This window comes from Paenibacillus sp. 2KB_22 (assembly GCF_052115745.1).
GTDB lineage: Bacteria > Bacillota > Bacilli > Paenibacillales > Paenibacillaceae > Paenibacillus.
Genome location: NZ_JBFRHG010000003.1, coordinates 527,037 through 539,832, shown reverse-complemented (window position 1 = coordinate 539,832; position 12,796 = coordinate 527,037). Strand labels below are relative to the sequence as shown.

The window sequence follows — 12,796 nt, the reverse complement described above, 5'->3', positions numbered from 1 at the left end:
GACCTCACATTTAGCCAGATTAATCTATCCGATGGACCAAACAAACAAGATAGACAGCAATAGGAAAACAGTAGCCGACATCAGAACAGCATAACGTGGCAATCTCAGCGTCACGTCCTGTTCCGGGTCCAGCAGACGTGAAATTCGGACATTCACCGACGTATCTGCAAATGAGGATTGAACGGTCAGTTCTTTTGCTCCCCAAGGTTCAGGACAAGCACGGAGCAACTTGAGCAAAGCACTGCCAATGCCTGCCACATTGCCTGTACGCTCAATGGCCTCATTGTCTGCCAGAATTTCTCTAACGATATGATATTGCTTTGAAGTGTGCTTCAAAACGGGGATATACGGCATCATGATTGCAAATACCGATAGTAGTGTCGTCTTCAGAGGGTCACGGTGCCACAGATGGTGTACTTCATGATAGACAACCGCTACTTCCTCTTCCGCATCAAGCATGTCCAGTAGCCCAGTGGAAAGTACAATATAGGGCCTCCATAGACCAATGGTAAATGCGACGGGTGAAAGCTTGTCCACCACAATGAAACTTGGCTGTCCCAGATCATGATATGTGGACTCCAACTCACGGGATAGCGCCCGAATCTCCATGGAGCGGAGCTTGTGGATCGCTGCCCGTGTTTTCATCATACGTACCGTTAGCAACCAACCTGTTCCCGCAAAGGTCAGCAATACCAGTGCCAGCAGGAAATGTCCCACGGATAACCAACCCAGTCGACTCATCCAATGATTGCAGAGCCAGAGCAGATTAAACGGGATATCCCAGCCAAAGATTTTGTACATCGCGTACATGAACATCTGCATGAACACGAGTAACGGAATGCCAAACCCGACGGTAAACAAAAGTTTCGAGCGGGTCTTCCACATATTAATCGCTATCCTTTTTCCACTGCTTGATCTTCTGTTCCAGGCGTTCAATCAGACCTGCATCTGCTTCGTCCAGCGCATCCAGCATATGATTCAATGCCAAAGCTCCGAATTCATCCACCAACTCATGTGACAGTTCCTTGGATTGGTCGTTCATAAACTCCTCCTTGCTCTGTACCGGTTGGTACAAAGATGTTCGGCCCTTTTGTGACTTTCCGAGAAGTCCCTTATCCACGAGCCGGTTCATCACTGTCATGACTGTATTAAAATTGACGTCTTTGTCTTGTTCAAGTGCGGTCTGCACTTCACGGATGCTACTGCCAGGACGAGCCCATAAAATGTCCATGATCTTGGCCTCCAGCGGACCGAAAAATCGGTTGAGCCCACGCTCACCCACTTTGAAATTGTGTATTCTCATGTTCTGACACCCCTCACACTACCCATTGTAGTGCCATCAAATGAGAAGTCAACCTCTATGTCAGCTATTTTATGTAAATGATTTGTAAATTTGTTTTCCATTTCAGCAAAAAAAAGCGAAAGACCGGGAAATTCCGTACGTTCACGGTTTGCCCGGTCTTCACCGAATATCAGTCCATATGATGTTGTGAGAACATGGTTTTACTGTGCTTTATTTTCCATCCTGTGACGGCATATGTGCAGATATATCCACACCAAGTCCATGAGCCAGACGTCCGCCTAGCTGTCCATCCGCCCGGAAGAAGTGGCATAAAGCACGCATTTGAATATCAACTGATACTCCCTTGAGGTCATTAATCAGATTATCCAGCAAATGCTGTTGCTCTACAGGGGTAAATGATCGGAAAAGCTCTCCTGCTTGCGTGTAATCATCCGTTTTCTCGATTTTCTCGCGTGTAACATGCCCTTGCAATGGAACCTGACTGTCCCGGTATGCCGGATCTTCCTGCGGGCTACCGGAACTGTTCGGTTCATAGTTCACCGGAGATGGGTCCTGATTCACATTCATGAGTCCATCACGCTGGTGATTACGAACCGGTGCGTACGGGCAATTCACCGGAATTTGCAAATAGTTCGGTCCAAGCCGGTGCCGCTGTGTATCTGGATAGGAGAATAGGCGTCCTTGCAGCAATTTATCTTCGGAAGGCTCAATTCCAGGTACAAGCGCACTAGGAGAAAAGGCCGCCTGTTCCACTTCAGCAAAGAAGTTTTGCGGATTCCGATTCAGGGTCATGGTGCCTACCGTATGGAACGGCAGTACATCTTCAGGCCATGTTTTGGTTGGGTCGAGTGGATCAAAAGCAAAATCATCCATTTGCTCCGGCTTCAAGAGCTGTACCTGTAACTTCCACTGCGGGTATTGCCCGTTCTTGATATGTTCATGCAGGTCCCGGGTAGCATGATTAAAGTCCTGTCCCTGTACCTCGGCAGCTTCCTGACGAGAGAAGCCCCGAACCCCTTGTGCAGACTCCCATTTGTATTTCACATAATGGACCTGCCCCTGTGCATTAATCCATTTGAAAGCATGTACGCCGAATCCATCCATCTCACGATAACTTGCCGGTGTGCCCAAATCTGAGAACAACCAGGTCATCATATGCGTTGATTCTGGTGAGAGGGTCATAAAGTCCCAATATCGGGCGGGTTCCTGAATGTTCGTATTCGGAGCCGGCTTCAGAGAGTGAACCATATCCGGAAACTTCATCGCATCACGAATGAAGAACACAGGCAGATGGTTACCGACGATATCATAGTTACCTTCCCGGGTGTAGAATTTGACGGCAAATCCACGCGGATCTCGCGCAGTCTCCGGTGATCCTGTACCGTGAATAACGGTCGAAAAACGAACCAGCACATCCGTCTCCATACCCGGATCTTGCAGGAAGTCCGCTGTTGTATAAGCCTTCATACTCTGCTCCAACGTGAATATACCATGAGCTCCGGCACCTCTCGCATGTACGACTCTTTCGGGAATACGTTCACGGTCAAAGTGGGCAATTTTCTCAATGAGATGGTAGTCTTCAAGTAGTGTCGGCCCTCTTCTGCCTGCTGTGCGGGAATTCTGGTTGTCACCTACAGGTGCTCCCTGATTCGTTGTCATACGTTCTGTCATCCTGTCATCCTCCTCTAATGGGTCTCACGGCTGCTATATATCTACTATTAAAATCATATTCGGCTTCGATATAAATATACATTTAGACTTGATCTAACTGTTAAATTGATTCTAACATGTCCTACTCTGCTCTTGCATGAGGTTCACATGAGATTAAGATGAGATTCTTCAACACTTCATGAATGAACGATGAACATGTTCCAAAGAACGTGATTGCGTTCTAAGGTCTGTAGTAGGTTGTACCCGAAAAAGCATGATGTGAACGATATTGATGGCAACAAAAAAAAGCGGACTAATCCGCCAGACGGTAGCCCACTCCTCTTACTGTTACGATATATTGCGGCGAAGACGCGTTATCGCCCAATTTTTTACGTAAGCTTTTGATATGAACATCGACCACATTACTTCCACCCGTAAAGTCTGTCTCCCAGATATCGCTGAGCATCTCCTCACGGGAAATGACTGCACCTTTGGCATCAATCAGCTTGAGTAACAGATCATATTCGGTCTTGGTTAGATGAATCCGGTTATTATCACGCTGCACACTCATCCGTTCACGATCGAGCCACAGATCTTTGAATCCGACACGCTGCCCTTCCTCAGGCAAAAATCCACGTTTGGGCAGAGCAGGACTGTTGCCAATCATACGCTGCACCCGGTAAAGTGCCTCCTGCGGGCGTGCAGGCCACACCAGCAATTCCTCCTGAAGCATCGGTCCACTCGCGCTGCCGATCATCTTCTCACCGACCAGATACAAACAAGGGGTTGTATGCTCAGCCTCACGATTCAATCGGCTGCTAATACCGGCAAATGCATCGATCGTTCCGGCAACAGACAGATCATAGATCAACAGATCGAAGACAAGACGCTCATGCAGATCCGGTTCCCAGCGATGAAAGACCAGTACATCGAAGCAGCTATCCGTTAAGGCCTTTACCAGTTCATGAACCTGCCCTGGCATCGGGCTAATCAGAATTACACGCCGTGTAACAGGACAATTGTCCACAAGGGGTGCTGCATCGGACAAAGCGGGTTTAACCCTAAGCGGTAAGCGGCGGCCAGGAACTTTTATTTTTACTTGATCCGTTTGTTTCTGCATTCCCCGCAGACACCTCCAAAGACCACATGAGCATGATCGATTGCATATCCGGTTTCTTCAGCTACCTGTTTCATCCATTGTGGAGGAACCTCTGTCATCACCTCGTCCACTTTGCCGCACACCTCACACATAATGTGCTGATGATCATCCATACGGGCATCGTACCGGCTTGCTGTCTCTCCGAGTTTAAGCTCCCGTATCAATTCTTTGTCCGTCAGATAACGAAGAGAATTATACACCGTACCATAGGCCAGATTATATCCTTGTTCCACAAGTCGATTCATAACATCAGCAGCTGTCGGGTGATCCTCCGAATGGCGCACCACATCATATACCGCTTGCCGTTGTATCGTCAGATTTAAAGTTCTCACAACCATTTCTCCTTTATCATTGATCCGTTTTATATGAAATCAGACACTGATCTTCTACTTATGATGGTCTTCCCAAAAAAGAAGGAATGCATTTTGATTTAGATTAAGTATAAATCTTATTGTATATTGAAGTCAATATGCACGCCAACATCCTGTATATGCAAATAAAACACCTTTCCCAGCAATCTCCTCATAATTTTGGGATAATATGGTTCGCTACAGCACCACTTTTCAGATAAAATATAGGGATGTGCGTAAAAAGGGGGAATGTCGGTTGTTTAGCACTTTTTTCATTAATATCTGTGTCATGATTACGTTTATGTATGTGTCCGGGATCATCGCGAAGTTCTATAGTATCCGATTGCCTTTTCCCTCATTACGTGTTCAGTTGATCGGCGGCTTATTATTCGGTATATATGGTACGGTACTCATGAACTATTCTTTCCCTCTAAACGAGACTACGATTGTAGATCTACGACATCTGGCCATCGTTACCGCAGCGGTATATATGGGAGGATTGGCTTCGGTCGTTACGGGACTTGTGATCTCGGTCCTGCGTATTCTGATGTTCGGTATATCATCCTCTGCCATAGATGCAGGATTTGTCATGACTCTGATCGGGCTGTCCGGTGTATACTTCGCCTATGCTTCCTGGTCCAGACTGACCAAAATTATTACGATGAATCTGCTCGGCATAACGTTAATCTTTATCATCCTTATGTTGAATACGGACAGCATGAATTCATTAATGAAGGTATATCCGTTACAAATGACCATTTCCTTTGTCGGTGGAATATTTATCTATATCATCGCAGAATTCATCAATAAATCGAATGAGATGTTATTTCTATTGGAGAGAAGAGCATCTACCGATCATCTTACCAATCTTAGCAATCGACGACAGTTTGAAAAATCACTTCAACTGGAACTTCAGCGTGCGCGTGATTACCAACAAAAGCTGTCCTTGCTTGTCATTGATATTGACCGGTTCAAAAAAGTAAACGACACCTATGGTCATTCCGCTGGCGATGCGGTCCTGAAGCAACTTGGACAACTGCTCGTTGAGCATGCACGGTCTGCCGATATTGTTTCACGAAACGGCGGGGAAGAATTCGCCATTCTCTTGCTCGACTGTGGAAACCGCCAGGCAATGGCTACTGCTGAATCTATCCGGCAGGCGGTAGAGAAATACCATTTTGCTCTGCCCGACGGCCACACGACACGTCTGACCATCTCCATTGGTGTTGCCGTTTATCCGGATCATTGTGATGATCATGACGATAACGACTTCTTCGAACAGGCTGACCGTGCACTATACGAAGCCAAGAATACAGGGCGTAACCGCGTATGTATCTTACCTTTACGGTCCTTCCCTCTTACACTTTAAAGCTGGCATGCTCCACTTCAAAAAGGGATGTCCTGCACGCCCAATCAGGCGTACAGGACATCCCTTGATTTATACCTCAATACACATCATCTCAGACGAATACCTGACTGGAATCAGGCAAGTATACCCTCAATCTCCTCGATAATGGAAGCATCCAGCTTCACGCCAGATGCAGCCGCGTTTTCTTTTACCTGCTCAGGACGACTCGCCCCTACAAGTGCACTGGATACATTGTTCTGGCGCAGAATCCAGGCCAAGGCCAGTTGTCCCACCTTCAGATCCAGCTTGTCCGCCACTTCAATCAATTGGCGAACTTTCCCGATGCGATCCGCATTGATCTTTCCTTCGTCCCATCCTAGCTTAGCTGCACGACTATTCTCGGGGATATCTGAAACGGACGTATATTTCCCGGTTAATAGACCTTGAGCAAGCGGAGAGTATACCACTTGTCCGATACCCTTACGCTCACCCAGCGGAATAATTTCATTTTCGATATAGCGGTCAAACATATTGTACACCGGCTGATTCACCACGATATGATCCAAGAGCAAGCGATCTGCTGTACCCAAGGCAGCTTCCATCTGAGCCGCAGTCCACTGGCTGACACCAACATACAACACCTTGCCTTGACGCACCAGATCATCGAGCGCGCGGAGTGTTTCTTCAATTGGTGTCTCGGTATGATAGCGATGGCAGTAATAAATATCCACATATTCAACGCCTAGGCGTTTCAAGCTGGCTTCACATTGTTCCTTAATATGTTTACGAGACAGCCCTTGGTCATTCGGACCATCCCCCATTTTGCCAAATACTTTCGTTGCAAGCACGTAGGAGTCACGAGAATACGCTTTGAGCGTTTGCCCAAGCAGTTCTTCTGCTGCACCCCGTTCGTACACATTGGCTGTATCAAAAAAGTTGATGCCTTCATCGAATGCAGTTTCAATTGATTTCACCGCATTTTCACGTTCCACATACCCTCCGTACGTCAGCCAGCTTCCAAGGCTGATCTCGCTTACTTTCAGTCCGCTTCCACCCAATCTGCGATAATCCATTGATTGCATATCCTCCTCTATGGTTATAAAGATGAAGTTCACATTCTATTGTAACGTAACCAGCTCGGATTAAAAGGGCTTTGACGCAGAAATTGGAAAAATGCAAAGGGAAAAACAAAGAAGCGCACCCGTAGCAGGTGCGCCAACTGAGATAACTCTCCATCCGGCTGCTCGTTTAAGGCAGAGTAATACTCAATGCATTCAACAGATCAGCTTGTCTGACCGGCTTCGTCAGAACAGCATCAAAGGTTTCCGCTTCATGCGGGTCAATGTGCATACCATATGGAACCAGAACAATGACGGGCAGGTTCTCCAGCCGCTGTTTCATTTCATGTACAAAATCAACTGCGCCGCCTTCCTGAAGTCCCATATCTACAACGGCCACATCCGGCTTGAAGCCATCCTTGATCCACTCATGCGCTACACTCGAACCTGAGGTCATATGCACATCCATTTCCCACCTGCGCATCAGGGAAGAAACACCTTGCAATATATCAGGGTCCTTGGCAAGCAGCACCTTTTTCCCTTTTAACCGCTGCTGAATACTTGCCAGTTGAGGTAACTCCCAGTATCTGCGTAAGGGAAGGGCAATATGGAATTCCGTCTCATTCTCCCCCGCACTACTCACCTGAATACGGCCATGCATGAGAATGGCAAGATTTTGGCTTACTGCCAAACCCAGATTGCTTCCGATCAGTTTTTGGATATCCAAATTTTCATCTTGGCCGTTCAAGGTACGCAACCTCTTATCGGATACCATCTGACCGGTGTACTTCACCTTGAGCAGAAGTGTACCCGTCTCCTCTGTATCTTCTCCGTTCACCACTGCCGTGATGAGAACTGAGCCTTCACGCGTTGAATCAAGAGCATATTGAATGACATGCGCAAGCATCTGTCCGATCTTGGTCTCATCACCCACAAATACTTGCGACACATTCAATTCAAGATTCAATCCCAGTTCAACATTTTTGCCCGTTGCCATTCCGGCATAGAGATAAACGGTATTTTCAATGGTGCCGACCAGATCGAACGGATCATCATGGATAACCGTTTTGCCTGCCTCATTAATATTGAAGTTCATCATATTGTTCAACAACGAGAGTAATATATTGCCACTCGTCTCGATCATATTTACATACTCCGACTGCTCCTCAGACATATCCGGTGTACGCATCAGATCCGTCAGTCCCAAAATGCCGTTTAACGGATTGCGAATCTCATGACTCATCAGCTTTAACATCTGCGATTTGGTCATGGCCTCGGATTCGGCTCGTTCTTTCTCTGCCTGGAGCTGCTCTTTCATTTGCTCCGAATCACTCAATTTTCGTTCCTGGACATGCAAGGTGCTCTCCAGATCCACAACATATCCCAGAAAGACAGCCATCGCGTTCAGCGTCTTCATGTCCGTTTCACTGATCACATAACCAGCGTTGTCCATTAGACATATCGTTCCAAATGTTTCGCCAGATCTTCGCATGATAGGTACCCCCACGAAGAAACGACTCCCAAGCCCACTCGTGACGTCCATGGAGCGTGTCATTGGGTTCTCACATGTATTCTGGACGGTAAGAACGCTACCCTTATCTCTTAATACCAGACTGCAATATGATTCGTTAAATGAAAGCTCACTGCCTTTAACAATCAACTCTTCCGTACGGTTAAAGGCCTCCAAAATGACATTCGTCACCCCATCATTCGTGGCAACGAAGATGGTATTGACCTTCAATATCCCGCTTAATACGTCCACGATATGGGCCGCAGCTTCCTTTATGTTTTCATAGAAGCCTCTCGTAATGCCTTCTGCCGTCCCCATGATTCACCCCTCTTGTCTTAGCTGCACTTTCAAATCTGTATATCAGAATGTTTAATCACGTACAAGGGTTCATCAAGAATCCGAATATCTGTCACAATCTATACTTATATGATTAACACCGTAGAAGTAAAAGAGAATCATACTCCCTGCCAATAGCCCCTTTTTGGACAAAAGCAGGTCTTGAACTGATGATTTAACAAACCTAAATGTATTGCAAATTGCCTTTTCAGATGTTCAAAGTTCATCTTGTCCAACTTCGGTTATTTTACATGCAGAATAACTAGAAATTATACGCTTCTACTCAGACTTTGGAAACCTTTATCCGCAGTAATTAAAGGAAAGTCCACTTTGTCCAGTAAGTTGTGTGACCATTATCACACCCAAAAAACCACATATAGTTTATAAATGGATAATACAAATCTACATATAGTATTTAACGTGAATTAAATGATCATCAAATCATTTTAGGAGGAACCTTACATGAACTTGCTTGAGTATGCCACTCCACCGGCATCCGATCTATTATCCGACCTGGGAAGACGAATTATTGGCGCTGAAGACGCTGATACGCTGAGGGAAAATGCGAATCTGAACGGGGACTCCTTCAGCGGCAAGATGAGCAGGCTCGGTTCAGAGACCGCCAAGTGGCATGCTCTGCGTCATGTGTTGCCGGAAGAGCTTGCTCAAGCTGTGGAGAATGGGGATCTGTATGTACACGATCTGGATCAGTTTGCACTTGGTACAACCAACTGCATCTTTATCCCGTTTGACCGTCTGCTGGCTGCTGGTTTCAATACAGGTAACGGTTCGGTTCGCACACCTCAGACGATCATGTCTGCAATGGCACTGGTTGCAATCATCTTCCAATCCCAGCAGAACAGTCAATATGGCGGCGTATCGGCTAACAAGATTGACTGGGATTTGGCCCCTTATGTACAGCGATCGTTCCGCAAACATTATCGTAAAGGACAACGACTTTTTGGTGAGAATGTCCTGCTTGAAGATGAACAACTTCATCTGGACAGCATTGAAGCGAAGAATCAGTGTCCGCGGGCATATGCCTTCGCCTACGAAGAGACTGAACTGGAGACAGGACAAGCTGCCGAATCACTGATCCATAACCTGAATACGATGAGCAGTCGGGCAGGTGGTCAGATTCCGTTCACTTCTCTGAACTATGGTTTATGCACATCAGCGGAAGGACGGTTGGTATCACGTTCATTGCTGGAAGCAACCATCCGTGGCCTTGGCAACGGGGAGACTCCCGTGTTCCCTCAGCATATTTTCCAATGTAAACAAGGGATCAATCAAGCTCAAGGCGAGCCAAACTATGATTTGTTCCGCCTCGCGGTCACGTGTTCATCCCGGCGGATGTATCCTAACTTTGTCAATGTGGATGCCTCGTTCAATCTGCCTTTCTATCGTCCGGAAGATCCGGATACGATCATCGCAACCATGGGATGCCGCACACGTACTCTGGCTGACCGGTTTGGTCGTAATCGCCAAAGTGGTAAAGGTAATCTGTCTTTTAATACCATTAACCTGGTCAAGCTCGGCATTCGGTTTGGCATCTGCCAAGGCAACAGAGCGGTTGCCGATCGGGCGGGATTCTACACTGCACTGGAATCCGTGATGCAAAATGCTGCGGATGGTCTGTTGCATCGGTATCGTATCCAGACCGTGCAACCTGCGAAGGCGTCAGACTTCATGATGCGGGAGGGGGTATGGGAAGGCGGAGAGCAACTTGCTCCGAATGAACCCGTTGGGGATCTGCTCAAACATGGTACGTTATCCCTGGGTTTTATCGGTCTCGCGGAATGTATGACAGCTCTCTATGGACGCCATCATGGACAGGACCCTCATGTACACCGCGAAGCGCTCAACATTATTCGGACCATGAGAGAGTTCTGTGATCGGATGAGCGAGCAGCATAACTTGAATATCACCCTGTTTGCCACACCTGCTGAAGGGTTGTCCGGCAAATTCACGAAGATTGACAGAGAACGATACGGCCTCATTGCCGGGGTTAATGATCGTGAGTATTATACGAACTCATTCCATATCCCGGTATACCACACTCTTCCAGCTTATCGGAAGATTGAACTGGAGGCCCCATTCCACACTTTATGTAACGCGGGTGCGATCTCCTATGTGGAGCTTGACGGAAACGTTCGGGCCAACACCACAGCTTTCCTGCGAATTGTGCAGTATGCACTGGCGCAGGATATCGGTTATTTCTCCATTAATCATCCGATTGATCGCTGCCCTGCTTGTGGTTATGAAGGCGTCATTGGGGATGTATGCCCAGGCTGTGAAGCCCACGAGAACCATGTACACTTCCAGCGGTTACGCCGCGTAACTGGCTATCTGACCGGAGATTACAAAGTACGCTTCAATGCTGCGAAGCAGGCAGAAGTGCGGGATCGGGTGAAGCACCGGTGAATCTATATGGTTACATCCCGGAATCGGTGAATGAAGGGACGGGCCTGCGTGCCGTGTTGTTCATCAGCGGATGTCGTCACGCCTGTCCGGGCTGCTTCAGTCCGGATTCATGGAGCTTTCGAGCGGGTGAGCCCTTTACAGAGGAGCGGCAGCAGCAGATTCTGCATGAAGTGACGACCCATCCGTTGCTGGATGGCGTGACGTTGTGTGGTGGTGATCCCTTTTTCTCGGCAGCAGAATGTGCGAACTGGGTTCAGCAGCTCCGCACGGCACGTCCTGATATGACAGTATGGGCTTATACCGGATTCGAATATGAAGAACTGGTGACTGACCCTGCGAGAGCGGAGCTTGCCCAACTATGCGACGTCATTATCGACGGTCGATATATTCAAGCTGAGCGTGACGTCTCTCTTCCCTTCCGTGGCAGTCGGAATCAACGTTTGATTGATGTGCCTGCAACACTAGCCACTCAAACCATCGTTACGATGCAGTTCAGTATGCTGTAAGGCACGGGTCCCCGCGGACTCGTGTCTTTTTGACGTGCAGCCAATTCATCTCTAAAGAATTATGTTTTATCCATTCTCTCTATTTCCTTCTCTATTGCATGACGATATATTATATAGGTAGTTATTATATTTAGCATTTAAAATTTAACCGTTTACATAAGGTAACCAGGGAGGAATCATCTTTTATATGGATATTGTTCAAGCATTGATTACATGTATGCCTTTCTTTCGAGATACGATTCGTCAGGATGTAACCCTCTCCGTTATTGATCATGAGAAATTCTTATATTTCTCAGCAGGAGAATCGTTAAAGCAACTGAATTATCAACCCGGTGACCCTCTATTGGATGGAAATCGAAATTTTGCTGATCTCAACGGCGGTACAGTCAAACGATTCGATCACTATCCTAAAGATTTATTCGGTGTTCCTTTTGATGTAGCTTTTATTCCCATTAAAAATGAACAAGGTGAAGTCATCGCCCTGTTTAATCTGCTCTACAGTATGGATGACCAGGACCAGCTGCAACAACTCATGGATGTTACCGAAAATCTGACCAACCAATTAATTGACAGTGTACAGCATGTAGCTGCTCACTCCGAGGAACTCAGTGCCACAACCGAAGAGATCCGGAACAACTCCAAACAAGCCGTACAGAAATCAGGAAATGTAACTCAGGTCGCCAGTTTCATACGTGAAATCTCCGAACAGACCAATCTGCTCGGCTTGAATGCAGCCATTGAAGCGGCTCGTGTAGGTGAAGCAGGTGCAGGTTTTGGCGTTGTTGCCAAAGAAATTCGCAAACTGTCTGTGGATACCAAGGAAGCGACGGCACGTATTGAAGATTCTCTTCTATCCGTTCGGCAATCCATTCAGGGCATGGAGAATGAACTGGGTGAGATCACTGCAAGCTCCCAAGAGCAGGCTGAACTCGTAAACAATTTCATGAGCACAATTGAGCAGCTTAATGAAACCAACAAACAATTGAAACACTTTGTGCAAAAAATGATTACGTTTGACGGAAAATAAAATACGCATAATTCTAATGTTACCGCTCAGGATAAAAGAGTTGGACAGGAAGAAGCATCCTGATCCAACCAGCGTATAGACGAATAAAAGCCTCCGAATGCAATCGGAGGCTTTTTCATTAGCTA

Annotated in this window: 11 protein-coding genes; 4 read left to right on the top strand and 7 right to left on the bottom strand. The window is 46.9% G+C overall.

Going from position 1 to position 12,796, the window contains the following annotated elements:
- Window positions 1-24 precede the first annotated feature (24 nt).
- The 5 genes from AB4111_RS21255 to AB4111_RS21235 form a co-directional block, all read right to left on the bottom strand.
- Window positions 25-885, bottom strand: coding sequence for a M56 family metallopeptidase (locus AB4111_RS21255; protein ID WP_339305157.1), 861 nt, complete (start codon window positions 883-885; stop codon window positions 25-27).
- A gap of 1 nt (window position 886) precedes the next feature.
- Complete coding sequence (locus AB4111_RS21250; protein ID WP_017691824.1) at window positions 887-1,303, bottom strand: BlaI/MecI/CopY family transcriptional regulator; 417 nt, start codon at window positions 1,301-1,303, stop codon at window positions 887-889.
- A gap of 210 nt (window positions 1,304-1,513) precedes the next feature.
- Window positions 1,514-2,974, bottom strand: coding sequence for a catalase (locus tag AB4111_RS21245; RefSeq protein ID WP_442033114.1), 1,461 nt, complete (start codon window positions 2,972-2,974; stop codon window positions 1,514-1,516).
- Window positions 2,975-3,266: 292 nt separating this feature from the next.
- Complete coding sequence (locus AB4111_RS21240) at window positions 3,267-4,073, bottom strand: winged helix-turn-helix transcriptional regulator (RefSeq protein WP_253441518.1); 807 nt, start codon at window positions 4,071-4,073, stop codon at window positions 3,267-3,269.
- On the bottom strand, window positions 4,049-4,444 hold the full coding sequence (locus AB4111_RS21235; protein ID WP_036612807.1) for a Fur family transcriptional regulator: 396 nt from the start codon (window positions 4,442-4,444) through the stop codon (window positions 4,049-4,051). The genes AB4111_RS21240 and AB4111_RS21235 overlap by 25 nt, the downstream gene beginning before the upstream one ends.
- A gap of 274 nt (window positions 4,445-4,718) precedes the next feature.
- On the opposite strand from AB4111_RS21235, the gene AB4111_RS21230 reads away from it, so the two are divergent.
- Window positions 4,719-5,831, top strand: coding sequence for a GGDEF domain-containing protein (locus tag AB4111_RS21230; RefSeq protein ID WP_442033113.1), 1,113 nt, complete (start codon window positions 4,719-4,721; stop codon window positions 5,829-5,831).
- 113 nt (window positions 5,832-5,944) lie between these two features.
- On the opposite strand, the gene AB4111_RS21225 is transcribed toward AB4111_RS21230, so the two are convergent.
- A complete protein-coding gene (locus tag AB4111_RS21225; protein WP_062836849.1) occupies window positions 5,945-6,883 on the bottom strand; it encodes an aldo/keto reductase family protein in 939 nt (312 codons plus the stop codon).
- 175 nt (window positions 6,884-7,058) lie between these two features.
- Window positions 7,059-8,696 carry an ATP-binding response regulator gene (locus AB4111_RS21220; protein WP_442033112.1) on the bottom strand — a complete coding sequence of 546 codons (1,638 nt, stop codon included), beginning with the start codon at window positions 8,694-8,696 and terminating at the stop codon, window positions 7,059-7,061.
- Between the two features lie 480 nt (window positions 8,697-9,176).
- Between AB4111_RS21220 and AB4111_RS21215 the strand changes: the two genes are divergently transcribed.
- From AB4111_RS21215 to AB4111_RS21205, 3 genes are all read left to right on the top strand, one after another.
- Complete coding sequence (locus AB4111_RS21215; RefSeq protein ID WP_442033111.1) at window positions 9,177-11,138, top strand: anaerobic ribonucleoside triphosphate reductase; 1,962 nt, start codon at window positions 9,177-9,179, stop codon at window positions 11,136-11,138.
- Window positions 11,135-11,644, top strand: coding sequence for an anaerobic ribonucleoside-triphosphate reductase activating protein (nrdG, locus tag AB4111_RS21210; protein WP_442033110.1), 510 nt, complete (start codon window positions 11,135-11,137; stop codon window positions 11,642-11,644). The genes AB4111_RS21215 and nrdG overlap by 4 nt, the downstream gene beginning before the upstream one ends.
- Before the next feature lie 187 nt (window positions 11,645-11,831).
- Window positions 11,832-12,671, top strand: coding sequence for a methyl-accepting chemotaxis protein (locus AB4111_RS21205; RefSeq protein WP_091012735.1), 840 nt, complete (start codon window positions 11,832-11,834; stop codon window positions 12,669-12,671).
- The last annotated feature ends 125 nt before the right edge of the window (window positions 12,672-12,796 follow it).